Source organism: Polynucleobacter sp. JS-JIR-II-50, from assembly GCF_018687895.1.
GTDB lineage: Bacteria > Pseudomonadota > Gammaproteobacteria > Burkholderiales > Burkholderiaceae > Polynucleobacter.
This window is the reverse complement of sequence record NZ_CP061307.1, coordinates 908,278-933,315: the sequence shown is the minus strand read 5'-3', so window position 1 is coordinate 933,315 and position 25,038 is coordinate 908,278. Positions and strand designations below refer to the sequence as shown.

Genomic DNA, 25,038 nt, shown 5'->3' with positions numbered 1-25,038 from the left:
CTTTACAGGTTTATCGGAAAAATATGAAGCGCGCCCGTCAAGGAGGTCGTCATGAGTAATTCAAATTCAGAAGTAACCTTAATGAGAATTCCCCAGATTCTGGAAGTCATGCCAATTTCAAAATCTAAGTTTTGGCTTATGGTTCAGAAAGGTGAGTTCCCTAAACCGATCAAAATTGGAAGATCCTCTTTTTGGACTATTGAGCAGGTTCAGACCTTTATCCGAGAAAGGACAAAGCAATCCACCAATTGAAAAATGGGCATCTCCTAAGGGTAAGCTCATTACATGAGCTACTAATTTCTTATTCTCAATAACTTAGGAGATAACAATGCAAATTGAGACAGCTAAAAAGTATGTAGTAGAGGTTTACAGTGATAAAGGTCCTTTAGAGGCAAGTCCTTGGGCAAAAATCGGGGAATTTTCCAGTCATTCGGAGGCGGTAGATGCCTGCAAGCAAATTGTTGATAAAGCCCTAGACCAAAAACGTGGGTTTGAGCTAGATGCCCAATCTTTAGTTAACTACTATCTGAATTTTGGAGATGTGCCATTTATCAATGGGGTCGAAAATATTGCAACTTTTGATCTATACGCATACCTAGCTAATAGATGTAGTGAGTTGGCGGCAGGAAATAGGTTGCCGTTAAGCGCCGTACTCTACGGCCACAGTCAATGAGAAATCAAATTAACTCAAATTTTAGAAGCTCAATTCTCATAACTCATTGTTTTTATTATGTATTTATTTATATTTTAATAAAACACCATTAGATTAGTAGTGGCTCACTGGAGGAGTTCTCCAGTTGATATACTTGACTGGAGACTTCATCCAGGGCGCTATGAGTAAAACAGAAAAATTCCAATTTTCAGGTCATGAGACCTTTCCCCTAAGGCAACTTTGGCTAAGAAAAGCCTACTTAGGAGTTAAAGATTCAGAGACCAAAAATCCCAAAGAAAGTAAAAGCTTATTTTCCGATGAAAAAGCTATTAGCAATTTCGGGGTGGGGAAAAACATGGTCTCATCAATAAGACATTGGGCTCTAGCAACAGGAATTATTGAAGAGAATTCTGAGGTAGGCTACAAAACGACGCCTCTCGGAGATTCCCTCTTTGGAGATGGTGGCCTAGACCCCTACCAAGAGCACCCCTCAACTGCTTGGCTAATACATTGGAAACTAGCAGGCGAAGGTGATCGCTCAACAACATGGAAATGGTTATTTAATTACGTCATTGAACCTACGCTTGATACTGAGCATCTAATTAATCATTTACAAAATTTTGCAAATGATAGGAAGTATAAAGTTGCTAGTGCAACACTAAAGCGAGATATCGAGTGCTGCTTAAGAAGCTATGTCCCCCGCGTAGCAGGCGACTCCCCTGAGGAAATCTCAGACACAGTTTTAGGAGAGCTTGCCTTAATTCAGCAAATTGGACGTGGTCAATTTGAATTCAAAAGGGGTGCAAAACAAACATTAAGCGATAGCCTTTTTGCTTGGTGCTTAGTCGACTTTTGGGATAGATACTCCCCCGATACAACAACACTCTCTTTCGAGGCAATTGCGCATGAATACGGATCCCCTGGAAGAGTATTTAAGCTTGATGAATCAAGCGTTGCAGATAGAGTGCAGGCATTGGGTGAAATAACAAAAAATCAACTTACATGGTCAGATACTGCAGGCATGCGCCAAGTTATTAAAGGTCAAGTTAAAAAAGATAAGTTGCTGGAAAATGCATATGACTGATAAATTAAATTCCAACGTAACAATTTCCAGGCAATTTTTACGCTCGGTCAATCTCGAAGCTGACTTAGGTAGAACTGATGCATTACAAGGCTACATCTGTCAAGATACGGCCAAGAGTCTTGTTAAAAACATGGCTCACCATCTCAACCAATCAAGACAGAAAGCTTTTACATGGACAGGCCCCTATGGTGGCGGCAAGTCTTCACTAGCACTTGTTTTAGGCTCCCTAGTTTCCCCAATCAAAGAACTCAAAACTGAAGCTAAAAAACTATTAAAGATTGAGGCTGGCGATGACATTGAAATGGCATTTGGCTCAAGCAAGGATGGCTGGTTAGTACTGCCTGTCGTTGGCAAACGAGATAGTGTTGTCTCAGCAATATCCAAAGCATTAGATAAGGCATTAGGGACTACTAGCAGAAAATCAAAAGCAGCAGATGTTATTTTGCGGCTAACTACAGAGGCCACAAACAGGAAAAAGGATGGCGTCCTTTTAATCATCGATGAGCTTGGAAAATTTCTTGAATCAGCCGCACAAACTGGTGAGGATATTTACTTCTACCAAGAGTTAGCTGAAGCAGCAAGTAGATGCGATGGTAAGTTAGTTATCGTCGGGATACTTCATCAAGCTTTTGAGCAATATGCAACAAGACTTGGTAGAGAGGCGCGGGATGAGTGGGCAAAAATTCAAGGCCGCTATATTGATATCCCTCTAGTTGCAGGCACTGATGAGGTTATTGAGCTTGTTGGAAGAGCAATAAACAAGAAAAACCCACCAAAGGCTTCAAAGGTTTTTGATAAGTTTGCAGACAGTGTTGCAAATGCAATTATTAAGCGCAGACCAAACGCACCTGCAAATATCAAAACCTCTTTTATTAATTGCTGGCCGCTCCATCCAGTTACCGCTGCATTATTAGGTCCTATCTCTCGAAAAAGGTTTAGCCAGAATGAACGCAGTGTTTTTGGATTTCTAGCTTCGGCCGAGCCCTTGGGGTTTGCAGACTTTTTGAAGTTAATGCCAGATGATGAATTAGCTCTTTATGGGCCCGCAAGATACTGGGACTATCTTTCCGCAAACATGGAGCAAGCTATCCTTGCTTCATCAGATGGCCACAGATGGGCAGCCGCTAAAGATGCTATCGAGCGCGCAGAATCAAGACCTGGTTGCACTCAAATTCATCTTCAACTAGCCAAAACCATTGCTCTGATTGAGATGTTTAGGAGCGGTTCTGGCCTTGCCGCTGAAGATGTGATTCTGGAAACCTGTATTGAGAATGCCTCAACCAAAGAAATTAGTTCTGCGCTTAAAGATTTAGCTAGCTGGTCGATTCTTGTATTTAGAAAGCATTTAAATTCTTGGGCTATTTATTCAGGAAGTGACTTTGACATCGACTCTGCGCTGAACGAAGCCAGAAGCGAGCTCGGTGAAATCAACATCAAGCAGTTAATAGAATTATCCGAACTCAATCCAATTGTCGCCAAGAGGCACTATCACCTAACCGGCAGCCTAAGATGGTTTTCGAGGGCGCTTATTGAAATAGCATCTGCCGAGAATTACCTTGGAAACTTTTCAGCCAAGCCTGGTTCAGCAGGTGAATTTATTCTGTTGGCTCCGAGCTCAGACTATAGCGCCAAACAAAATAAGAACTTAGTTAAGACCCTGTCTGAAAATGCAAAAAACTCTCCAGTAGTTATTGGCTATGCGCCAAATTCTGGAAAGGTATATGAGTTAGGTATGGAGCTTGCCGCTCTTGAGCGCGTTCAAAAGACAAGGCGTGAGCTTGATGGTGATGCCGTAGCAAGAAAAGAAATTAATAGCAGAGTTGCAGCAGTTAAATCTGAATTAAGCGAAGAGTTAAAGAGCTCTTTTGATAAGGCTGATTGGTATCAGGATGGCGTTGAAATTAATCGATCTACACGCAGCACCCTATCGGCAATCGCCAGTAAGCTAGCTGACGAAACCTACCCTTCTACACCATACATTCAGAATGAACTGGTTAATCATGAATCTATATCAGGTAATTCTGTAAAAGCTCGTAAAGAGCTTATGTATAGGATGTTAGGGAACTATGGCGTGCCAAGACTTGGCTACGAAGGGTTTTCATCGGATGCGGGACTTTACTACTCCATTATTGAAGCAAATCAACTCTATCAATGGGTTGATGGCTCTTACACATTCTCAACCCAAGACTCAAAGTCTGGATTTAGGAGCTACTTTTCCCCGCTTTGGAAAGCTGCAGACAAACTCTTCAAGGGAAATAAGGAGTCAGTATCTCTAGCAAAGCTTTATGAGGTATGGCAGGCCCCTCCTATTGGAGCCAAAAAAGGTGTCCTCCCTATTTTTGCGCTAATTTATTTCTTGGCAAATAGGCAGCATCTAGGTCTTTATATAGAAAATACATTTATTCCCGATTTAACGGAAGCTTACCTTGATGAGTGGATGCAAGATGCTAATCGCGTAGCCTTCAAGTTTGTCGAAATCGGCAAAGAGCGAGAAGTATTACTCAAATCACTCAGCGCATCACTTGAGAAAAGCCTTGGTAAACAAGTTATTGCAAGCCCTCTTGAATCCGCACGGGGCTTAGTGAACTTAGTAGCAACACTGCCTGGCTGGACAAAACGAACCAATACGGTTTCGGCAGATGCTCAAAAACTGAGAATGGCAATGCTTAAAGCAAATGACCCTCATAAAGTTCTATTCTCAGATCTTCCAAGCCTTCTGAATCCTAAAAATGACTTAGATTTAGTTGAGGTCATCTCATCTCTTACTAAAGAATTACAGAATGCATATCCGCAGATGCTCTCTAAATTTAGAGGAATTCTGAATAAAGCCTTGGATCATCAAGGCGAAATTGGAAAGCTAAATGATCGGGCAGAAACTATTAAGGGGATATCAGGAGATTTTGGAGTTGATGCTTTTGTGGCTAGACTCTCAGTTTATAAGGGTGATGACGAAGGGTTAGAGGGTCTTCTCTCTACAACTATTAATAAAAATCCAAAGGATTGGGTAGACAGAGACCAGGAGGCTGCCATTAATGCCCTTGGCATCATCTGCAATACATTCAGAAAAATTGAGTCCCTTAGCTCATTAAGAGATAAAAACTCAAAACGAAATTCGTTTTCTTTTGTTTATGCTGACCCAAAAAACCAAACAATATCTGACAGTTTCGATATTTCAACTGAAAAGATTCCCAAACTAAAGGAACTCTCACAGGAAATATTAAAAGATCTCAAGAAAAAAGGTTTAAGCAAAGACGAGATCCTCGCAACCTTTGCGCAAGCATGTTCTGAAACAATCAACACATAAGGCTGATATGGAAAAGCATGTTTTAGGTATATCCGGAGGAAAAGATAGTGCTGCCCTAGCCATTTATATGGCGCAACACTATCCTGAACTTGATATCGAGTACTTCTTCACCGATACCGGCGAGGAGCTACCTGAAGTGCATGAATTTTTGACAATGCTTGAAGGATTCCTTGGTAAGCCTATTACCCGCCTAAATCCGCACAGGAACTTCAAATTCTGGCTGAGAGAATTTAATCACTTCCTGCCTTCAGCCCAAACTAGGTGGTGCACCCAAAAATTAAAACTAGAACCATTCAGGAACTGGGTAAATCAATGGGTTAAAGCCGGCGTTACGGTTCATAGCTACGTCGCAATCAGAGCTGACGAAGATTATCGTGAAGGCTACAACCCAAATAACCAATTCCTAAAAGTAAAGTACCCATTTAGGGAAGATGGCATCGATAAACAAGGTGTATTTGATTTACTTGAGGCCTCAGGAATGGGCTTACCAAAGTATTACGAATGGCGCTCACGGAGTGGCTGCACTTTCTGCTTTTTTCAACAGAAAATTGAGTGGGTCCGCTTAAAGGAAAGACATCCAGAAGCCTTTGAGGAGGCTAAAGCACTCGAGAAAAGTGCTGAAGACCACGGCTCTCCATTCACGTGGACCCAAGGTGAGCCCCTATCAATGCTAGAGCGACCAGAGCGTGTTCAGCAGATACGGGAAGATTTTGATAAACGTGTAGCTAGAAATGAGGCTCGAAAGGAAAAATTTGCAAATCCTTTGAGAGCTAATCTAGTGGATATTGACGATTTATATGATTGCGATGAAGGTAATAATTCCTGTAACGTTTGCCACAAGTAATCTATTTCATTAGACGCAATCTTTCAGAAACATTGGGGCGATCATATAGAATGCGAGTTTGATCGGGCCCAATTAATTTTATCCAAGAGTATATATTTTTAACCATATCCTTCACTTCGGAGCGGTATGGCATGGGATTTTCAATAAGTGCGTTATGGAGCTCTTGAGTTAAAGTACCAAAGTAGATTTCGCCATCATATTTATCAAGTAAAGTATTGATCCATAGAAATAGTTTTGAATAAATAAACCTCTTATAGATATATTCCTTATCAAAACAATTCAGCGGTACCGCAAGAACACTTAAATCATGAATACTTTCTGCAGAATTTGATTTTCCATGATTAAGAATCTCTTCACCATTTGAAAGTAGGCACTCCGAAATCATAAACTTAGTATCAAGACTGAGCTTAGGAATGAGTTCTTTTAGAATAGGATCGGGCCATTGCACATATGTTTTAGTTTTATCAACTGAATTGTAAGCATCGACAAGCCTAATATAAAGCTCGTCCGTCATCAAGATAGAATCTGAAAATAAACTATTAATAAACTCTATATTGTGATCATTAATTGCAACTACGGTTGAAGCTTCTCGATTTGAATGGGACGAGAGACCCAATCCAGAGCTTGTTGCGTTAGCGCTACCACTTAAAATACCTGAGGGTGGCAGGTAAAATATTTTTGCATGAAGCCTGGGGTTTATGTAGAACTCCCATCCGCGCTCTTTTGCAAATTTATAGCACTCAATATCAGATGCGCCTCCAACTAAGTCGTTGAGATCCCATCTTGCCAAAAATCTAATATCAGATGATTTTGTATTGAGTCCAATTTCCTTAAGTATTGGGATTTTTATATAAGCACTACAGATTGATGCCTCTCCATTAAGGCAGGAGAGAGCATTCTTAATCCAACTCAAGGATTCAGACCCGGTGATCAGCCTACCTTCGAAGAAATAATTATGTTCTGTCACTTAATTTCAAGCCTAGTGAAGTAAAAAAAGCTTGGATAATTTCTATCTTGCCGAGATGGGATAGCAGAGCTTCGCCAGTCATAAGCCAAAATGATTCATTTTTATAAATTGAAAGTTCAGGCGAATCTTCATAGAAAACCCTATGGAGGATATTTTGCTTAATAATTAGTTGACCCTCAACATAGTCAAACCTAACAAAGATTGACCTGTCTAACTCTGCCTGCTCAATTAATACATTAGTTTTTTTAGCAATAAACTCTATATTTGATCTATCTTCATTTTCGGGATGAGAAGGGAGATCGAGGCACTCTAGAAAAAATTCAATCAACTTAGTATCAGTCTTTTTTATTTCACTCTCACTAAGGCAGTAAAGACCTAATACCTCTCTAATTAAGGCAGAAGACAAAGAGATAGATCGAGATACATCGCCATCATGACTACCTTCATCATTACCTAGAATTCCTGATAATAATTCAGTGAAACGTCTATTTGACTTAAAGTAGCTTTGTATTTCAAGGGCACAAAACAAGTTCCATCTTTTCTTTACTGGCACATCATCAATTAAGAACTTATTATTTATAATAATTTGATCGACTAGACCCGGCCTCTTTGATCCCGCAACAATAGCACGTTGTAATTTTTCGTATTCAGGCAAAACCTCGGGTAGTAAATCGTATTCGGGATTGTCTTTGTTTCTAGCCCAGCTTTGTACTCTCGTAAATATTCCACTCAGCTCTTCATAGCTTTTGAAATTAAGGCTAGATTCTTCAATTAGCTCATCTCCTGACTTTTTAAGAATTTCCTTACTAGCAGAGCTGTAATGAACCTCTCCCCACTTAACATATTTACGACATTTCCAGCCTATATCCGTAGACTTCTTCAAAATCTCAAATGGAGCGAGGATCTTTTTATACTTAAGAAAAAAGAATGACGACTTCATATAAATCTAATCATCATCACTATCATCGACTTCGGTATGCTTTATCGAAAATGAATCTGTAAGATCATTCATAAACTCTTTGAGCTTAATTGCTACAGAAAGTCTATGATTTTCAATGGCTCGTTTTTTAGCATCATTTTGAATTGTATTTTCCTCTTCAATCACGGAGGCGATAATAAATAATTCAATAGCCGTAAGCGAACCATCATCGTTATATTGTTGTAGTGGTGCAATAATTTTCTTATAGAACAAATGATTTGTATTGATTTCAATAACGTGAAAATCCCAAATTTTTGTGTAGTTCCATAACTGTTCGGAAACCGAGGGGACGTAAATAATGCAAGCCCTAGCTGCCGACTCGTCCAAGCTAATCACCGACTTCTCAATATCAACTAATTCAAGTTGAGGATAGGTTTTATGTAGCTTTTCAACTAGCTGATCCTTCTCCTCCTTGGGCAAGCTTTGGGTTCTTTGACCTTCGGATATTAGAACTGTTGTAGTAGTAGTTGGAGTTCCCACAGGAATAGTAGGGGCGTCGATACCAGGCTTATTTATATTGTCGAACTCAGCAGCCTGCTTATTAATGCGGCTTATTGCGGCCTTAGAAGCAGTTGTTATCTCCTGAGACAATTTGAAAAATAATGCGTTTTGCGCCTCAACGGGGGAGGCATAATTCTCATCATAGATTTCAGCTTCACGAACCTGATGAAATGCTACGTGCTGTTTGTTATTTAGGACGCCAAGTAATTCATCCATGTCTGGCTCAAACTCGACTTCTATAGTCCAAAAACGATGATTTGGTTGCGCTCTCCTATAAAAATCGCCGAAACTTCCAACATCAACCTCACGACCAGCGCGAACAAAGTAAATGTTGCCTAACGTTTCCTTTTGACGATATAAATTACCAACTTTAGTGTCTCCACCATTTCGAATTCCTGGTTTTTGAATAGCTGGGAATGCCACTGATGTAGTTAATTTAAATCTATACACCTGATCTAAGTATTTAAAAGTGTGCACAGCGCAATGTTCATCTAGCTTGTAGCTCGTTGGCTTATTCTCCTTTTCTGAAACTGAATATGGCTTGAAAAACGGAGCAGAGATTTCGCCACTGTTCGCTGCAGCAAAAAGCACTTCAGCAGCGGTCGTATTGCTCATTAAAAACAGCGGATCCTCAGGTCTAACAACAATATCTTTATCCTGAGCAGTATATTTTCTATCTGTTTCGTTATAGCTAAACGCCGATAAAATTATTTTCTTCTTTTTATCATTAATCAAATAACGATAAATACGTCCTAAAATCTTTTCTGAGTGATTTATTAATGTTGATGCGCGGGCATATGAGATTAAATCGCAATCATTCCATACAATAACCGTTCCAGATGCCATTTCCCTTTTTCCGAGCATCGATTGAATGTATGCAGGCAGAGCCTTTTCCACAGCTGGAGGCACCTCTATACTTTGTGAATTTTTAATACCGTCTAAATCTAGGTGTTGAAAAAATTTATTGCCGCCTGGAACCCATGAATAAACTTCAGTTACCTTACATTGACTAATTGATGCATTTGGAAGACCATAACCGAATTTACCAATTCGCTTAGTGCGCAATATCTCCTGCATCTCAGTGACTCCAGACTCACCAAGAATGAGGCAATCCTCTAGCAACTCCTTATTCATCCCCTTGCCATTGTCAGCGACGATAATTTTATCGACCCTAGGCCTACCATTAATATTCTTTTCCAAAAATATAATTCTGACCTCATCGGCCTCTGCATCAAAAGCGTTATCAACCAGCTCAGCTAATGCATATGAGGTATTTTTAAAGCCTGATTTTCTTTGTGAGCTAAAAGCTCTAGCGCTTACGTAGGTTTTCATCATTGCCTAAATTGATTAGTAAAAAATTGATACAGCAAATTTATTTCTGGATACATACTGTCATTATCTTTAATATTAACAATTGTATTATTTCTATTTCCGCCATTTTTAGGACCCCTTAAGGCCCTTCCAATAATCTGACTATATAGAATTGGTGAGCCTATCGGTCTAGTAATTATTAACCTATTTACATTCGGAAGATCAACACCAGTAGATAGCAACTCGTGATTTATTATTACCTTTAATTGTCCACTTTTAAAACGTTCAAATATTTCGATACGTTTGCTTTGAGGGACTTCGCCGATTATAAAATCAACATCCAAATTACGAGACCTACATAATGCTACAAGCGCAATAACGTGATCTACAGTGCAAGCAAACACAATTGTTGAATCATTAATAGATATTGCGCGCTCAATTTGCTTAAGAATGATGCTATTTCGATCAGAATTTTCTGCTAAAACTTTACATGCTTCATTTTCTTTTATGCCACCAATTTCTGCATATGAGTCTAATTGTTCATAGGTAATTGTGGCAAGATATTCACTTTCCTGAAGATATTGAATTGGATTCTCGATCTTGCCACCTTCTTCATCGAGCATTTCAACTATGTTTGAGCCATATATCCCCCTTAATTGGGAGGTTTCAAAAACATCTCCATTGCGGGAAGGAGTAGCTGTCAAACCTAAAAGAACTGCATTGTATGAAATTAAGTGATTTATTAAAGCAGAATAAGTTGTGGCCACTGAAGTATGAGCCTCATCCACAATTACCAAACTAGTTCTCTTGCATAGCTCTTTAAAATTATCGGCATCAGATTTATTATTCGAGCCAACAGCTGCCCAACATTTTGAAAAGCTAGTAAAAACAATTCCAGGGCTTGAAGTTTGAAAATCACTTTCAAAATTATTAAAATATCTATAAGAATGAATGCCTCTATCCCCTCTCAATAGCCATAAATTGTTAAATGCTACCAAAGCTTGGTCTGCCAGCTCATTTGAGTCAACAATCCACACTATGTAACCATTAAACTTGTGAGATCTTAAAAAATCAACTACCAACTCTAGTGCTGTCATTGTTTTGCCGGCACCAGTAGGCATTTGTGCCAGCAATCTGTTCTTACCTTCGTATATCTGCCTACCAATTGAGTCCTTTAAGCTTAACTGATAAGGGTGCAGTACCCCCTTAGAAGATAGTTGCTGACCATAAGATGACGAGATAAACATCTTCGCCTCCCTTTGATCAATCTCTCTTTTGTATTTAAATTCTTCAGGTAAGTTAAATACTTCAACAAATTCAGAGGATTTTCTTTCTGTATACGGACCTCCAAATCTCGACTCAAGCAATCTATAACTTTCGGTATTGTCGCCAGTATTTTTTAATTCCAAATTCAGATACTCGCAGGCCCTTTTTGCCTCTGCTGGTGTCATTCTACTTATTAGGGCAACTCTCAACTTCTGCTCTTGCAATAGATTGGTTCCATATCTATCTAAAACCAATCGAGCTAACTCGCGAGTGCTATCGACTTCATACGCAGATCTTACGGCACGAATAATAGTAGGACCAGCCATTTCCTCGAGATCGGTCATTGAAAGTCTATGTAATAAATTCAGTATTTTTTCCACTTACCTTTGCTCGCTTTTTAATTTCGCAATCAACTTATTCTCGTCATTCCGGCATTAATTGAATTTATAAGGCTAATATAAACGCCTTACTTCTTATTAATCTAAATATTAAACGGGTTTAATAGCTCACATTTTGAGCTATTAAACCCTATTTATAAATAATCTTGGAAGACTTAATCCTCTAGTAGGCGCCAAGTAAGGTAATTGAGCTCTCAAGAAAACGATAATGAACCTAATTGCGGAGCTCATTTAAATTACTACGATCTAAATTCCCGCAATTACACAGAGGATCATTCGAAGCCCTTCCACATGCAGCACATGGCTCGTAATACAGCCTTTCTTCGACTTGAAAGTCCGGAGGATATGCCCTAGTGTCAAAATATCCCGGATCAAACTTGTATAACACCTCTCCAGGGACAAACTTTTTATCTTCAAAATTTGCAATATTTGAGCGCATGGCAATAGAGCCGGGATCACTCTTGCCGCCCTCAATTTCAATCAAATTTGATGATTGATCTCCGTGCCAAAAATCCTTATCTGGATCTAAAGACAAGGCAAACTCTAAATCATGAACTTCAACTACACCAATACCTTTAAGATTCAATGATCTACCGGTTGCCTTGAGAATTAAATTCTCATCAATTAAAAGTTCTAGTTCAAGGCGCTCTCTAAATGGGGCAGCCTTTTTATCCACCGGGACAACTACATTACCCAGAACCCTTCTGATGTCGCCAGTAAAAACATTTGGGCCAGGTTTATCTCTAGGGCAAAGAATTTGAAATTTTCCATGCCCATCCGTAGGATCAACACAATATAGTTTAAATTCCGTCTTGCTAACCTGTCCCTCTATGGGCATTTTTGTTCCGGCCTGTAAAAGAGTTAGGTATGAATTTCTTGCGAGTAGTAATTCAAGATTTTTTGCCAAATGTAACCTTGCTCCATCATTAGCAACCCAGGCAGCTCCGATAGATATAAGTGATGAAGAGTCTTTGCTGATATGAACTCTTCGCGGACCAAATAATTCGTGTAGCCGTGCGCGTACGATAGGTACATTAGACATTCCGCCAGTTGCCAAGCACAGAGAGATTGAGGCGGTAGAGTAGCCGGAGTTCTCTAAAATATTATTAACGCGCACTAATGCTTTATCAATAAGCAAGGTAATAATTTTTTCAAGCTTATCTCGTGTCAAAGTAAACTCAAGATCTGGGTCGCTTACATTTGATCCAGCATAGAAATTTGGAACGTATATGACTGCTTCATCAGCATTACTTAAAGCAATTTTAGCTTTTTCACAGCTTTGCAATAGTCTTGCGACAGCATTTGCGCTTGGGATGAAACTATCAAGATTTAAATCCTTAGGCTTGGTATTCTGCTCGACAAAGTTTCTAATTTCGCTATCAAAAATGTCGCCCCCAACCTCTTCTGTTCCATCGTTAGCTATTTGAACAAGTAAACCATCAATTAATTTGCATAAAGTCAAATCTAAAGTTCCGCCACCCCAATCAAATACCAAAATAAGCTGGCGATCATAGGCTCTCAATTCCGACTCCATGCTATCGCTTGATTTAAAAAATCCATAAAGAGCGGCTAGTGGCTCATGAACAAATTGAACAATGCTCACGCCTGCAGCCCTGAATGCATCACGAAGAAGTGCCCTTCTTTCGCCAATCATATTGACTGGGATAGTTACAACCGCCTTATCAATTTTCTCTAAGGCCTCCCTATTAGTACTTAAGGCCCTCTCGCATACATACTTAACAATGTGGGTAACAATATCAACTGGGTTTCTTTGGACGCCTCCAACAGTAAGGGCTTCGCGCCCAAGATAAGTTTTAGGAGATTTCACTACATCACCATGCACCCCCATCCCAACTTCTGATAATTGCTTCTTCGCTTCGGACCCTACAACTATCTTGTCCCCTTCATATGAAACAACAGAAGGTATTGGCAAACCGTCGTCCTCAAAAAATGTAGTGTGGGTACCATTTCTTATTACCGATATAAGGCTATTTGTAGTCCCGAAATCAAAGCCAACTATATTCATTTACTTAAGTCCTTTAAGCGCTCTAGCTCAAGATTAAGAGCTTCCAATACACGTTGTGCATGATCCTTCATTACATTTACTTTTGGCTCCGGCCTTCCAATGGCAGTCAGTCCATCAGTCAATAACTCAACACTTGACTGAATCAATCGTAGATTTCTGACTCTTAAGTCCTCTAATTGATTTTTTAAAGTGATTGAGAGGGTCTGGTTTTCAACCTCACTTGTCGTCAGAGCATCAATATGACTTGCATTTAGTTCGGCTAAATCAGACTTTAACTTTGCAATTAGCAATTCTTTATCTTTCAGATTGACTTCTAACTCTTGCTTATAAGCAGTCGCCACCATCAATTGATTTTCAGACTTAAGCAATCTGTTTGTAGCATCCAATGATTTTTCTTGATAAAAAGCAGTTGCAGAGGCTATGAGTTCAAAATTCGTAGACGCAAGAAGATTATTAACAAGGATATCTGGGCTCTTCTTTTTTAAGGCGTTTAACCAGAGTGAATTATTTAATAAATCTACTAGTTGTAAGGGCGTCATTCCCCTAGTTTTGGCATACCATTCAGCTAATGCGAGAGCTATTGTTGCAACATAATTCTGCCACTCTTTCGGCTTAATCTTCTTAACATACTCCTCAGATAAATCTGCATAAGACAACGATTGAATTTTTCTAAAGCATAAGTCAAGAGGCAATGAATTTTCGATATTTAGTATTGATCCCTCAAGACCCAACTTAATAACTATTTCGTTTCTACAAAGTGAATCCTTGAGATACCCCCTGAGAGAATCTTTAAGAAAAGGGAAGCCAACAATTGATTCTGAAAATCGCAGAAGATTTTTAAACGATGTGAAGAAGAGTTTATTTTTTTCCAATGCAACTAGTTCTTTAATCGCCTCTTCAGATAACTTAGGACTCTTCGCAAGTTTGCTTATTAATGAATCTTTAGTGTCCAATTTTTTTGTTGGATTTTTTAAGGCATTAATCAAATATGCTTCTAAACTGTCAATAGAAGGTTTCAATTTTTTTATGGCAGCTCCTACACCATCAGAATGCATAGCATCTTTTGATGGAATCTTACTTTTTTCGGAGTCTATAGAACTTGTATTACTCATCTCATTCACTCGATTTTTCTAAATACTTCATTAACCCAGGGCTCTAAATTTGATAATCCCTTTAGCTCCCTCAAGATTGGAATAGCTTGTTTTTTAATTTCACATTTAAGCAATAGTTTAATCATCACAATCTTAATTTTTACCTTACCAAACTCACTTATTTTGTCTGAGTAGATTTCCTGATCTAGCCTGTTCAAATCTGCCCTACTGGGATTAGCGCCTCTGAAAGCCTGAAGTATTAAATTAGTTTCCTCATCTACTAGAATATTTTCTAGTAGTTTTCCCTCTGTAGTTACATAGTCCCCAATATCAACATCATTACCTGAAAATATTTCCTCATAAAAGCTAGACACTACAAATAAATTTCCTTCATTTAGGAATTTTTTAGCCTCTGGAAAGTGGTTGAAGTGAAAAGCAATCAATCCTTTTATGTAATTTGCAAGGGTTCTTGAGTAATCCAATAATTGTTCAGCAGATCGATTAAATTTCTCTCTATATTTACCTGGGGATAACGAACTACTTTCTGAGCCCTCTTTAGCTAATACTCCGTAGAAATATTCACATAAACCATCCATATAGTTTGCTGCACTTTTATAAATGGTCGTGTTTGCAATAAATTTATCAATTGAAGATCTGCTTAACTCTTTACCTTCCACCAGTGATAAAAATTCTTTTTCCACCCCAGCTAAATCCTCCTCTGAAGATATATTGAAATTTATTCGATAGCGAGAACTGAGCCCATCATTAGATAAAATTAAATCGATATTTTCCTGGCGAACATTAGATAACTTACTGCGTAATATCGATAGGTCAATTTGCTTTCCATTTAATTTGGCCGAAACTACATTTCCAACACTTATATCATTTGGCTCTAAAGGAGTATTTATATTTATAGGCAGAGCCCCTATCTCCCTCCCCCTAATAAGTAAGGCAGGACTTTCATATGGATGAGATCCAAATCTATGCTCTATTAGTAAATCAATAGTCTGAAAAGATTTACCGCACTGCTCACATTTATGTTCGACGAGAAGATCTACAGTCTCGTCTGGATTCCAGAAGCTAGAGACTTGATGATGCTCTTCATAACCGGTATGCCAAAACCCCATATGCTTTTTCTAATAATTCTATTAATTGTTAAATTTAGCCTATTTACGAACTTATAACCAAGAAACCTGCATTTCAACCCATAAATATGTCATTTGGCATTAATTATTCTGTCCAATTAGACCCATTCCCCGGTCTCCTCCATCCCCTCCATATCTTTAGGGCAGATCGGCGGGCCTAGAACAAGGTGCTTTTTGAGCATGACTACTTCATAGCCACATTTGGAACACTTCGCCCCTGGTCTCTTTGGGGCTTTTTGCATGGTTCTTACAGGAAGACTTAAGCGTCCATGAGGAAAGGCGCCTAATTTATCAACTATTCGGATTAAATCTCGCTTTAGCCAGTCTCCAGCTCCAGCACTGCGCATAGGCCCCTTAAGCCCTACATCTATTGCTATCTTTTTAAAGTTTTCTCCATGCCCACTTACACAGTCATCTACCGCATGGACTAGCTCATGAACAAGGGTATCTAGAAAATCAAAGGGGGTCTGGAGGTGCGGTGCTATGAAGATCTGGTTAATACCGTCTACTGCTGACTTACTTGACCAGCATTGCCCTAGGTGACGCCCTTTTCCTCCAGTACTTGGGAACCCTACCGACACCTTCACCGGCGGCACCGAGTATCCCCTTGCCTCAAAGATGGGGACGAGATGATCCACTGCAGCCATTAGCCATTGCTCTCTATTCATATTCACTCCTAGTGAGTAAGCTTGCTGCGGTTTTCGGCCATTCTCATGAATTCGAGGTCCATGGATTTGGAAGATTTAAAGTCCCAGTCTTTGGGGAACGCGATCTCATCTCGGCCCCAGCCTTGTAGCCTAACTTCCTCCTTCTCATCTACCTCTCTATCTGTAGCTGCGATAACAATGTTTTCTCTATCGCCTACTTTGCTCTTGGACGCATTGTTTCTTTTTCTCGCCTTGCTATGAGGATTCGGGCTTAGATGAATGAAATCTAACCAATAGACCCTAAAGCTTGGACCAAAGACTTGATCTACAAGTAAAGCATCTGCGTTGTGGGGATTGTCTTCATTGATCATCATGATCTTGAGCCCTTTTTGGGCGATGAACTGAAGATAGTTTCTGGCCTCTTCATGACTATTAAAGCTAATACTGAGCAACTCATTGCTTTCAATAAGCTTGCTTTGATCATGCAGGTCAAATAAGAATTGGCCATAGCCGCCCTGATAGCGCTCTAAAACAGATCCCTTTTTCAATAAAACGCAGACTCCCTCTATTAATACCGGCATATCCCCCCCCCAAGATTTGGACTAAGGGGTTGAGAGTAGAGAGTTAAAAGCTCAAAAATCGAGCTATAGGGGTTTATTTCCTCCCATGTAAAAATATTTTATATTTACAGTAGATATTTACAGTAATAGTGTTAATATATATTCATGGACGACAAAAAATACACCTTTGAAGAGCTATGTGCCCTATCTGGCCTGAGTTCCAGGACTTTACGGTATTACATCCAAATAGGCCTACTAGATAAGCCAATAGGACAAACTCGGGCAGCTCATTATGTGAGCTCACACCTTGAGAAGATCCTTCGTATCAAGCAACTGTCTGAATCTGGGATATCGCTTGAACGAATTCGTGAAGTGCTATCCGGTGAACCCCTTGCCCTGCCTGAAAGGTCTAAGAGACCAGGCCATGTGGAAGTGCGAAGCCACCTTTGGGTAGCGGATGGCATTGAGCTGCAGGTATCACCAGAAACAGCTGAACTTAGCCCTGAGCAATTACGCCAATTTTTAAAAGGCGTACTGCAGGCATATGAACAAGTGAAAAAGGATTCGCAATGATTGAATTGGATGAAGTGGTTGGTTTAAATACTGATGATGGCGAGCAAATGGCATTGCAATCCGTTAGCGCAAAGGGCAAGGTACAAGGTCTCCTATTAGAGATGACTATTCGTCAGCAATATAAAAACACCACCAAGAAAACCTTGGAGACTGTTTATACCTTCCCTATGGGTTGGGGTGCTACCTTCATGGATTTAAGTGTTGAGATGGGTGGTAAGCGCTTAAACGGCGTCGTAACTGAGAAGAAAGATGCTGAAGAGCAGTATGAAAAGGCTATCAGCAAAGGCGATGCGCCAATCATGCTCGAGAAAAATTCTGATGGACTTTATACCGTCAACTTAGGCAGCCTCAAGCCTAAAGAAGAAGCTGTTATTGAATATACCTATTCTCAATTACTGAGATTTGAAGAAGGTCATGTAAGGCTTACACTTCCGACTACTATTGCTCCACGTTATGGCGATAGTAGCCAAGGTGGCATTAAAAAGCATCATGGTGTTGAGACAGATTTCTTAGTTGAATATCCATTCTCACTCTCCCTGCTCCTAAGTGGCGGCATGGAAAAGGCGACTGTTGAGTGCCCTTCCCATCAAGTTCAAGTGACAACGAGTGAAAAGGGTCTCGAGGTAGGTTTGGCGCGTTTTGGTTTCTTGGATCGTGATTTCATTCTTAATCTAAGCAAACTCGAAAATGAGTCTTTCTTTATTGTGACTCCCGATAAGCAAATGGGTCCTGAAGGCTGCACAGTATTAGCTAGCTTTTGCCCTCCCGCACTAGCCAATCAAAAAGAGCTTAGTGCTGATATTAAGATTTTGGTTGATTGTTCAGGCTCTATGGCAGGAGATAGCATTGAATCAGCTAAAAGAGCTTTACATCATGTTTTAAGTAACCTACGAGAGGATGACCGTTTTAGCTACTCCCTATTTGGTAGCAAGGTCAAACATGAATTCTCTAGCCTTAAGCCAGTCAATCAATTCAATATTGGCACCGCCTCATTATTGGTAAGCAATACTGAAGCAAATATGGGCGGCACAGAAATTGAAGACGCCCTACTATCTACCTTCAAATTAAAAGGTACTGAGAAAAAGGCAGACGTCTTACTCATTACCGATGGTGAAGTTTGGGATACCTCAAACATCATTGCTGCAGCTAAGAATTCAGGTCATCGCATATTTGCCGTTGGGGTGGGTACCTCTCCTGCTGAAACATTACTACGGGAATTAGCCGAGATGACTGGGGGTGCCTGTGAACTGGTCTCCCCTAAGGAAGATATTGAAAAAGCTATTGTGCGGATGTTTAATCGCATCCATCTACCAAGGGCCAAAGAGATTGAGATCAATTGGGGAACAAATGAGACCCCAGAATGGTCTGTGGGAACTAACACTGCTATTTTCAGCGGAAATACTCATCACGTATTTGCGGGATTCAAAAGCATTCCAAATAAGCCTGCACACTTAAGTTATCAACTTGGGGCTGGCTCAGAACGAATTGGTGTTGGTGCAAACTCAATTACGCAAGCTAATGACGGGAATCTTGCTCGCTTAGGTGCATCACAAAGATTAGGCGCACTAACCGAAGAAAAACAACTTTCTTTAGCCCTAGAATATCAACTTATAACTGAGCAAACCAATTGTATTTTGGTGCATGTAAGAAGTACCGAGGAAAAAGCCAGTGATATGCCCGAGCTTCAAAAGATTGCGCAGATGCAAGCTGCTGGTTGGGGAGGCGCAGGTACAGTTCATGAAACAGTGCTGCACTGCATGGCCCCTATGCAAGATAGTATCCAGTATTCCATGTCCTCGGTTAGCGCTTGTAGCAGCTCTTCTAGCGATGTTGATTACACCCAATATGATTTACCGAGAGTATTTAGATCAAGCCGAGAAAGCACTCCAGCCCCCACTCTTGGCTCCTCGTATGACTCTAAGACTAAGCTTGATAGAGGCGATGATTATTACGAAATACCTGCGTTCTTAAGAAGTCGGGCCGAAAATGAACAGGCTGCTCCAGCTAAGGTAGTTTCTCTATTGCCACAGGATATTGCATCTATTGCAAATCATGATCTGCAAAATAGGAATCAAATCTCTTCATTTGTGAAGTCGGTAGAGGGCCACCTATTAAGCGACGAGCTTAAATATGCCCTCGATAAGCTTCAGGAGTCTATGAGTAGCGAGCAAGCTTGGACCATCGTAATGTCTTGGATCTTATTTAAATTATCTGATGCCATTACTTGGAATGAAAAAACAAAAGAGACCATTGAGTTATTGGTGAATGAATTGGATCCAAAGCTATTTAATACCGGCTTAGATGTAGTTAACCGAGTATTTGATTTACTTAAGCCTAAATTCTGGGGATGATATAAATATTGCTTATGTCGTATTGGGCAATTAAGAAGAAATATGAGCGAACTATTCCACCTCGAAATGAATGGCATTCCTAAGGAAGATATTTATATGCTTCCTAGGGATGCAATCATGCAAAACGAGGAGAAGGAAAAGATAGGATATGTAATTGGCCTCGATTGGGCCTATTACCGTCAACCTTTGCCTGATGGTGCAGATGCAGCGATCTTTAGAGGACATGAAAGCAATACCGCCCACCCTTCGGGAAGATCCGAGGTCGATCGATTTACTAAAAAATGGCTTCAACTCCGTTATCACGCTTATTTGCGAAAACGGACTGTATCTGATGATGTAACACCTGAACTGATTAGAGCGCTTGATGTTTCATTTTGTCAGGTAACTGAAATTAATCTGACCCATGCGTTCCAAACAGATTCAGACTGGTCGGTAGAACGCCTTTGTAACGAAGCAGGATATGCCTGGGGGAATTTGGCGATCATCAGCAAAAAGGCTAATGAAGCAAGGGGATCGATGTCTTATGAAGAAATTTGTAACGCTTCCGATGCCAACAGAAGTTTTAACGGATTAACCAATATTGAGTGGGAAAGATATCGCTGTCTAGCTAGAGGCCCAAATTTTTGGGCAGGCGAAGTAAAAGGAATTGAGCCAATCTGCATGCCAATGTCAAATTTAGTTTTTATATCGCCATCGCAACTACTTCAAGAAAAAGCCTTTTGGGCTATTAGGCACAAGAATCCGACCGAGAGAGAGTTAAGTAAAAAAATTCTTAAAACAATGTGTCCATCAGAATCATCTAAAACTAAGCTAAAAAAATTTCTTCTAAAAATTGAGAGGCATGGCCAAAAGGGCCATTTAATTAAGGAGACCTTTACGAACCCCTCCTGTCATGAGGCACTCAAAGAATGGTACGAATCAACCAACTTAACTGTTAGTAGCTATTCAAAATACATGTCTGGTGTTTTAAAGGGCGCATTAAACTTACCTAAAAATTCAACAACATCGCCAAACCCTCTAGATGAATGGTGGCTTAATACTGGGGGACGCCTTTATTAAAAAATCAGGTAAGCCGAACTTGACTCATTCTAAATAAAGCAAAAGTTCTGCTGCTGTTGCGTAAATGACAGAATGCCTCAACACACAGCATCTGCCCTCCGCCCTCATCAAATTCATACCAAAAGGTTCTTTGCGGTGTAACTGTTCGTTCAGTAATCCGCTCTTCCTTATCTTTATACCTAAAAGAGATTTTCTTCCCGTCTCTAATCGCCTTTTCAATCTCTAGCCTATTGTTTTCCACCAGCGAAGTGTCATATTTTTTTGTGGACGAAGGTTTCCCATAATTTTTTCGTGGTTTAACTCTGTCATTACTGTAAGCAGGAGGACTAGAAGCTGCTGAGCCACTATTTTTTAAGTAGAAATAAAGTATCGCGGCGGCAGCTGCAATCAATATGAAAAGGCCCATACCTTCACCCTATTCAGATAATGTAGATTTTTAGTTGATATAAGTTACGTAATCCAATTTAGCATGAATGCTACCAAGAATTGGAATATCAATATTTTTAGGCTCAGAATATGAGCTCCTGTTCCCTTAGGATGGTTGAATAACTTCAAAACCTATATTGACAATAGGAATAAATCCATCATGACGGCACAAATTTCTGAAAAGTTAATTTATGGGGGGAAAGAAATCCCCTTGTTTAGCAACCCACTCTCGCTTTATCTGAAACAGACAGGCATTTCATTTGTTTCTCCTCACACTGCAAATTGGCGCGGTTATGTAGGAACTTGGGAAATTATCGAAACAGCAGGAGTTGAACGTTTGTATCTTGTTCAACTATCCGCGCATAAGACCTATGAAGAGATTATCGGTCTGTCAGACGTCTTCCCCGGATACGAGAAGATCTTTGCACATTGGTTCAATGGCGAATTACGTTGCCCCCAAGGAGAGCTGCTTAACTACGTTCATGGGGGCTATGCCAGCACCTATGAATACGATCTTTTAATGGAATTTAAGCAAGGTGTTTTGGTAAAGCGCACCGCCAGACATAATGAACCGCCCCCTAAAAAAGATGAGAAGGACTACCCGCCCTTTCTAAGGAGGGGTAATGCTTAATTCACTTCTATCCTGGAGACCCGAAACTTGGATTGATTACCTTCTTCTGTACATAGCACCTGGCATATTCATGGGGGCTTACCTTTTAGTGAAAGGATTTCAAGACAGGCCTTCTGACTTTGCCAAAGGCCTCATGAAGGTTATGGGAAAGGAAATAACCCTAGTTGATCAACTCAAAGAGTGCGGCGTCTATTGTTTTGCATTGGTATGCGTCTTAATTGGGTGGCCCGGATTTCTCATTTGGTTCATCAAAGACAAAAAGGATGAGGTTGCCAGACAAGAATGGCAAGCACAGCCTGATTTTGAATGTGCTCCTGAGTACCTTATTGCCAAGGTAGATCCAGTTGACGCAGAAATCACTAGCTACGTATCAGATCCACTGAGTAAGGTTCCGGCCGTGCCTTTTGGACATCTCAATAAAGCTTGGGGGAATTTCCTCTCTAATATGCTGGACGAAGAGGACGAGCTTTGGTCTTTTCATATACCAAAAGGTAGCAAAACTGGTAAGTATCAGAGGGAATGTAAATCAGAGATTCGCGGGTTTGCTAAGGTGCAAGATGGCAAGATATTGGCTGAATTTATTACAGAGGGAAATTAGCAAGCAGCATCATGTGCCATCCCAGGCCGAGGTACTTGGGGGCTCGGCACCTGCATACCATTGAGACTCAGAAAATGAGTACAGCATTTTGCAGAATGCTTCACTAAGCTCAGGCTTGCTACTAAAGACATATTCAATTTGCTCAATTACTCTCGCTCTTTTTTGCGCATCTGACGTAAATGCCCATCCAGCAAGTATTAGCGGTACAAGCTTTCGACCGGGGCCGTTCATGCCAATAATTTCTGAGAGCGCCATCCACTCCTGAGGATTGGGACAAATTCTTCCTTTGGAAGATACATAAGCAATAGCAAGCTCTTTATCCTTACTCATAAAAAATCTGCCCACGCATATCTTTTATAAAGACTTGATAGAAATCCTTCCAGTTTTGAAGCTCCCCTGGCTCACAGACTGCTCCTGGTCTTTGTATGGCTAGCTTTCTAATAACAAAGATATTGTTCTTTACTTCGTTATAGGTAGCTTCATACTCAATGCCGCCCTTCTTATAACTGACATTAGGTGGAATACGCGTTACCTTGGTGTTGTTAGGAAATCTGATCTGATAGGACTCCCCCACCATTCTGGTAGAACAAACGTATGGCACGGTGAACTTCTCGGGCGGTCTATCGTTAGCAATAGCAGCCAACTCTCCAGGTGCCAAGCCAATAGGCACTGTCATTGCGCCAGGTCCTGGGACATTTGCTATCGCGTCTAAAGTGAACTCAGTATCGGTTGTAAAGGGTTTGTCTAGGTCATAGACATAACTAGTAGTGATCTTGCCTTCACCCGTCTGCCTAAATTTAGCCAACTGGTTTTTCACCAGCTTTTCTGAGTAGGATGTTTCAGCACCCTCATATTTATAACGAGCATTGATTGCTGCACTTCCAAAGTACATTGTGTGAGCCTTACCCGTAATACGCCCATCTTTCTCTATCTGCATAGAAATGCCAGTTGCCATCTCACTATCTTCTTTCTTAGGCTTGGGTGTACGCCCTACCTTTGCTAATTTAGTGAGTAGCACAGGCTTATCCATCTCATCCGAGGGCAACGTACCGTAGCTCGCCATCTCATCAGTAGAGTCTAGATAGAGATTCCAGGCTGGGATGTAGGTAATGACGTGATTAAATGGCCCGAGGACGGGATACTTTGGCAAGGTGTAGGCATTCCCTGAGTTAATCAATACACTGGTGGCATCGATTCCCTTGGCTGCTAGTAGTGTGATCAAGAGAGCGTTGTGATCTTTGCAGTCACCATAGCGGTTTTTCAGAACGCTATTGGCATCGTGCGGCACGATTCCACCATCAGCAAGATAGATCGCGACATACCGAATGTTTCTGGCTACCCAGTGATAGATTGCTTTGGCCTGTTCTTTTTTGAGGTCCAGTTTTGGATCATTTTGAACTTTCTTCTCTAGGCCTTTAGTAATTTCATCGGCCTGCTTCTGAATTTCTGGGGTGATGATGAATTTATCTTTAATGCGCTCTTCATAAGCCTTGGCAAAAGCTTCTTGACTTGGGAAGCTGGAAATATAAATGTGTGGAGCATAGTCGTTACTAGAGACCTGATATGGCTCTTTTTTCTTCATCTTGAGGTTTTGATAGGTGTAGCTCACATGACGTACGCCATCAACCACTTCATCTTTCGTTTGTTTAACGTCTTTAATGTCGGTATAGAGTTTTAAGTCTTCTGGATAACTGAGGTTGTACTCATAAGACTTCACTTCCACATTAGGCGAGAAGATTAACCTAGTATAGAAATAGCCTGGCAATAGAGGCTTATAGGTAGTGAGCTTAGTCTTGTAATAGGTCTTTGAGCCTGGCGTTACCTTTGGAAAGATGATGATCTTGTGTTTTTGATCGGAGAACATTGCTGCACCCGAGCTATTGTCATCTTCTACCGTACGTATGGCATTGGCAGCTACCGGGATCTTTTCTCCCTTAGGGGTGATTGTGTATGCCTCAAGTACCTCTAACTTAGATAGCGTGGAGTTATATGGCAAGTCGGCCTGTGACTCGGAGTCAACGACCAATTGAGACTTCACTAGAGTAGTTAGCTCATTGAACTCCACAACAGTTCCGTCTGGCTGAATAGTTTCCGTGATCACCGCCTTTTCAATTGCAGTAAGGGACTCTAGCTCTCCTCTGCCTGCACTGGTTATGCCAACATTAGCGAGTAATAAGAATCCTAGAAGGACTGCCGCAAGACTGCTGATAGATTGCACTGCGAATTTCATGGAGATTCCTTATTATTCGTACTCCTACTGGCAATCTCACCAGGCTCAGTTCCCCTCAAAAATGCAGTGCGGGTCTCTCTATCAAAATCAATCCAGTCGCATAGCAAGGTGGCACCACCCATTTCAAATACGCACATATCTTTCCAGCATTTTCGACCTTCTCTAGTGACAATGCCTTCAAAGCCCTTAGCCTCCCACTTCTCAACCAAACTCTCAATATCCATTGGGTTCATAGCGCCATCCCGAAACAAATGGTCGTCATACCAAACGCGACCGCCAATTAAGTTTTGATGATCTTTTAAACACTGCTCCCAACCACCGGGATATTTATCTCGGATAGTTTGGATGGGCACGATAAAGTCGATAAATTCAGTAGCAATTGACATCGAGGGATC

At 40.6% G+C, this 25,038-nt stretch carries 23 protein-coding genes; 10 read left to right on the top strand and 13 right to left on the bottom strand.

The features are described from left to right. The first annotated feature begins 51 nt into the window (after positions 1-51). The 5 genes from FD963_RS04905 to FD963_RS04885 all read left to right on the top strand — a co-directional run bounded on the left by FD963_RS04905 (position 52) and on the right by FD963_RS04885 (position 5,884). A complete protein-coding gene (locus FD963_RS04905; protein ID WP_071465682.1) occupies positions 52-252 on the top strand; it encodes an AlpA family transcriptional regulator in 201 nt (66 codons plus the stop codon). Positions 253-328: 76 nt separating this feature from the next. Next, positions 329-673, top strand: a complete 345-nt coding sequence (locus FD963_RS04900; RefSeq protein WP_215363544.1) for a hypothetical protein — start codon at positions 329-331, stop codon at positions 671-673. 160 nt (positions 674-833) lie between these two features. Beyond that, positions 834-1,736 carry a DUF4007 family protein gene (locus FD963_RS04895; protein ID WP_215340690.1) on the top strand — a complete coding sequence of 301 codons (903 nt, stop codon included), beginning with the start codon at positions 834-836 and terminating at the stop codon, positions 1,734-1,736. After that, positions 1,729-5,040, top strand: a complete 3,312-nt coding sequence (locus tag FD963_RS04890) for an ATP-binding protein (protein WP_215363542.1) — start codon at positions 1,729-1,731, stop codon at positions 5,038-5,040. Before FD963_RS04895 ends, FD963_RS04890 begins: the two co-directional genes overlap by 8 nt. Before the next feature lie 7 nt (positions 5,041-5,047). Then, complete coding sequence (locus FD963_RS04885; RefSeq protein ID WP_215363540.1) at positions 5,048-5,884, top strand: phosphoadenosine phosphosulfate reductase family protein; 837 nt, start codon at positions 5,048-5,050, stop codon at positions 5,882-5,884. A gap of 1 nt (position 5,885) precedes the next feature. Here FD963_RS04885 and FD963_RS04880 read toward each other — a convergent pair whose 3' ends face one another. The 9 genes from FD963_RS04880 to FD963_RS04840 all read right to left on the bottom strand — a co-directional run bounded on the left by FD963_RS04880 (position 5,886) and on the right by FD963_RS04840 (position 16,796). Further along, entirely contained in the window at positions 5,886-6,851 is a 966-nt protein-coding gene (locus FD963_RS04880; RefSeq protein ID WP_215363537.1) for a hypothetical protein, read from the bottom strand. Further along, entirely contained in the window at positions 6,838-7,791 is a 954-nt protein-coding gene (locus FD963_RS04875; RefSeq protein ID WP_215363535.1) for a hypothetical protein, read from the bottom strand. Before FD963_RS04875 ends, FD963_RS04880 begins: the two co-directional genes overlap by 14 nt. A gap of 6 nt (positions 7,792-7,797) precedes the next feature. After that, positions 7,798-9,666, bottom strand: a complete 1,869-nt coding sequence (locus FD963_RS04870) for an ATP-binding protein (protein ID WP_215363533.1) — start codon at positions 9,664-9,666, stop codon at positions 7,798-7,800. Continuing rightward, positions 9,663-11,252 carry a DEAD/DEAH box helicase gene (locus FD963_RS04865; protein ID WP_215363531.1) on the bottom strand — a complete coding sequence of 530 codons (1,590 nt, stop codon included), beginning with the start codon at positions 11,250-11,252 and terminating at the stop codon, positions 9,663-9,665. The genes FD963_RS04870 and FD963_RS04865 overlap by 4 nt, the downstream gene beginning before the upstream one ends. A gap of 268 nt (positions 11,253-11,520) precedes the next feature. Further along, positions 11,521-13,332 (bottom strand): Hsp70 family protein, encoded by a 1,812-nt coding sequence (locus FD963_RS04860; protein ID WP_251367325.1) that lies wholly within the window; start codon positions 13,330-13,332, stop codon positions 11,521-11,523. Continuing rightward, entirely contained in the window at positions 13,329-14,444 is a 1,116-nt protein-coding gene (locus FD963_RS04855) for a hypothetical protein (protein WP_215363527.1), read from the bottom strand. The genes FD963_RS04860 and FD963_RS04855 overlap by 4 nt, the downstream gene beginning before the upstream one ends. 5 nt (positions 14,445-14,449) lie before the next feature. Next, positions 14,450-15,550 carry a C2H2-type zinc finger protein gene (locus FD963_RS04850; protein WP_215363525.1) on the bottom strand — a complete coding sequence of 367 codons (1,101 nt, stop codon included), beginning with the start codon at positions 15,548-15,550 and terminating at the stop codon, positions 14,450-14,452. Positions 15,551-15,666: 116 nt separating this feature from the next. Further along, positions 15,667-16,236 carry a SprT-like domain-containing protein gene (locus FD963_RS04845; RefSeq protein WP_215363522.1) on the bottom strand — a complete coding sequence of 190 codons (570 nt, stop codon included), beginning with the start codon at positions 16,234-16,236 and terminating at the stop codon, positions 15,667-15,669. Between the two features lie 8 nt (positions 16,237-16,244). After that, positions 16,245-16,796, bottom strand: a complete 552-nt coding sequence (locus FD963_RS04840; RefSeq protein WP_215363520.1) for a hypothetical protein — start codon at positions 16,794-16,796, stop codon at positions 16,245-16,247. A gap of 144 nt (positions 16,797-16,940) precedes the next feature. Between FD963_RS04840 and FD963_RS04835 the strand changes: the two genes are divergently transcribed. Genes FD963_RS04835 through FD963_RS04825 form a run of 3 tightly spaced genes read left to right on the top strand, consistent with a single transcriptional unit; the run spans position 16,941 to position 20,758 of the window. Further along, positions 16,941-17,348, top strand: a complete 408-nt coding sequence (locus tag FD963_RS04835; protein ID WP_215363518.1) for a helix-turn-helix domain-containing protein — start codon at positions 16,941-16,943, stop codon at positions 17,346-17,348. Continuing rightward, positions 17,345-19,699: a VIT domain-containing protein gene (locus FD963_RS04830; protein ID WP_215363516.1), complete on the top strand. Its 2,355-nt coding sequence runs from the start codon at positions 17,345-17,347 to the stop codon at positions 19,697-19,699. Before FD963_RS04835 ends, FD963_RS04830 begins: the two co-directional genes overlap by 4 nt. Positions 19,700-19,741: 42 nt before the next feature. After that, entirely contained in the window at positions 19,742-20,758 is a 1,017-nt protein-coding gene (locus FD963_RS04825; RefSeq protein ID WP_215363515.1) for a hypothetical protein, read from the top strand. Positions 20,759-20,762: 4 nt separating this feature from the next. On the opposite strand, the gene FD963_RS04820 is transcribed toward FD963_RS04825, so the two are convergent. Next, the gene (locus FD963_RS04820) at positions 20,763-21,164 is read right to left on the bottom strand and encodes a YafY family protein (RefSeq protein ID WP_215363513.1); all 402 of its coding nucleotides are present in this window, start codon (positions 21,162-21,164) and stop codon (positions 20,763-20,765) included. Positions 21,165-21,344: 180 nt separating this feature from the next. Between FD963_RS04820 and FD963_RS04815 the strand changes: the two genes are divergently transcribed. Both FD963_RS04815 and FD963_RS04810 read left to right on the top strand, forming a co-directional pair. Further along, the gene (locus FD963_RS04815) at positions 21,345-21,815 is read left to right on the top strand and encodes a hypothetical protein (protein ID WP_215363512.1); all 471 of its coding nucleotides are present in this window, start codon (positions 21,345-21,347) and stop codon (positions 21,813-21,815) included. After that, positions 21,808-22,413, top strand: a complete 606-nt coding sequence (locus FD963_RS04810; protein ID WP_215363511.1) for a hypothetical protein — start codon at positions 21,808-21,810, stop codon at positions 22,411-22,413. Before FD963_RS04815 ends, FD963_RS04810 begins: the two co-directional genes overlap by 8 nt. Positions 22,414-22,422: 9 nt before the next feature. Here the strand turns inward: FD963_RS04810 and FD963_RS04805 are convergent, their stop codons facing one another. Genes FD963_RS04805 through FD963_RS04795 form a run of 3 tightly spaced genes read right to left on the bottom strand, consistent with a single transcriptional unit; the run spans position 22,423 to position 25,029 of the window. Further along, positions 22,423-22,743 (bottom strand): hypothetical protein, encoded by a 321-nt coding sequence (locus FD963_RS04805; protein ID WP_215363508.1) that lies wholly within the window; start codon positions 22,741-22,743, stop codon positions 22,423-22,425. Continuing rightward, complete coding sequence (locus FD963_RS04800) at positions 22,736-24,643, bottom strand: DUF3857 domain-containing transglutaminase family protein (protein ID WP_215363506.1); 1,908 nt, start codon at positions 24,641-24,643, stop codon at positions 22,736-22,738. The genes FD963_RS04805 and FD963_RS04800 overlap by 8 nt, the downstream gene beginning before the upstream one ends. Beyond that, the gene (locus FD963_RS04795; RefSeq protein WP_215363504.1) at positions 24,640-25,029 is read right to left on the bottom strand and encodes a hypothetical protein; all 390 of its coding nucleotides are present in this window, start codon (positions 25,027-25,029) and stop codon (positions 24,640-24,642) included. The genes FD963_RS04800 and FD963_RS04795 overlap by 4 nt, the downstream gene beginning before the upstream one ends. Between the last annotated feature and the right edge of the window lie 9 nt (positions 25,030-25,038).

Coding starts and splice junctions, on each gene's coding strand:
- FD963_RS04885 (WP_215363540.1), top strand. CDS start 5,048: ATGGAAAAGCATGTTTTAGGTATATCCGGAGGAAAAGATAGTGCTGCC.
- FD963_RS04905 (WP_071465682.1), top strand. CDS start 52: ATGAGTAATTCAAATTCAGAAGTAACCTTAATGAGAATTCCCCAGATT.
- FD963_RS04820 (WP_215363513.1), bottom strand. CDS start 21,164: ATGGGCCTTTTCATATTGATTGCAGCTGCCGCCGCGATACTTTATTTC.
- FD963_RS04850 (WP_215363525.1), bottom strand. CDS start 15,550: ATGGGGTTTTGGCATACCGGTTATGAAGAGCATCATCAAGTCTCTAGC.
- FD963_RS04825 (WP_215363515.1), top strand. CDS start 19,742: ATGAGCGAACTATTCCACCTCGAAATGAATGGCATTCCTAAGGAAGAT.
- FD963_RS04840 (WP_215363520.1), bottom strand. CDS start 16,796: ATGCCGGTATTAATAGAGGGAGTCTGCGTTTTATTGAAAAAGGGATCT.
- FD963_RS04870 (WP_215363533.1), bottom strand. CDS start 9,666: ATGATGAAAACCTACGTAAGCGCTAGAGCTTTTAGCTCACAAAGAAAA.
- FD963_RS04895 (WP_215340690.1), top strand. CDS start 834: ATGAGTAAAACAGAAAAATTCCAATTTTCAGGTCATGAGACCTTTCCC.
- FD963_RS04795 (WP_215363504.1), bottom strand. CDS start 25,029: ATGTCAATTGCTACTGAATTTATCGACTTTATCGTGCCCATCCAAACT.
- FD963_RS04810 (WP_215363511.1), top strand. CDS start 21,808: ATGCTTAATTCACTTCTATCCTGGAGACCCGAAACTTGGATTGATTAC.
- FD963_RS04860 (WP_251367325.1), bottom strand. CDS start 13,332: ATGAATATAGTTGGCTTTGATTTCGGGACTACAAATAGCCTTATATCG.
- FD963_RS04875 (WP_215363535.1), bottom strand. CDS start 7,791: ATGAAGTCGTCATTCTTTTTTCTTAAGTATAAAAAGATCCTCGCTCCA.
- FD963_RS04855 (WP_215363527.1), bottom strand. CDS start 14,444: ATGAGTAATACAAGTTCTATAGACTCCGAAAAAAGTAAGATTCCATCA.
- FD963_RS04815 (WP_215363512.1), top strand. CDS start 21,345: ATGACGGCACAAATTTCTGAAAAGTTAATTTATGGGGGGAAAGAAATC.
- FD963_RS04845 (WP_215363522.1), bottom strand. CDS start 16,236: ATGAATAGAGAGCAATGGCTAATGGCTGCAGTGGATCATCTCGTCCCC.
- FD963_RS04835 (WP_215363518.1), top strand. CDS start 16,941: ATGGACGACAAAAAATACACCTTTGAAGAGCTATGTGCCCTATCTGGC.
- FD963_RS04900 (WP_215363544.1), top strand. CDS start 329: ATGCAAATTGAGACAGCTAAAAAGTATGTAGTAGAGGTTTACAGTGAT.
- FD963_RS04800 (WP_215363506.1), bottom strand. CDS start 24,643: ATGAAATTCGCAGTGCAATCTATCAGCAGTCTTGCGGCAGTCCTTCTA.
- FD963_RS04865 (WP_215363531.1), bottom strand. CDS start 11,252: ATGACCGATCTCGAGGAAATGGCTGGTCCTACTATTATTCGTGCCGTA.
- FD963_RS04805 (WP_215363508.1), bottom strand. CDS start 22,743: ATGAGTAAGGATAAAGAGCTTGCTATTGCTTATGTATCTTCCAAAGGA.
- FD963_RS04890 (WP_215363542.1), top strand. CDS start 1,729: ATGACTGATAAATTAAATTCCAACGTAACAATTTCCAGGCAATTTTTA.
- FD963_RS04830 (WP_215363516.1), top strand. CDS start 17,345: ATGATTGAATTGGATGAAGTGGTTGGTTTAAATACTGATGATGGCGAG.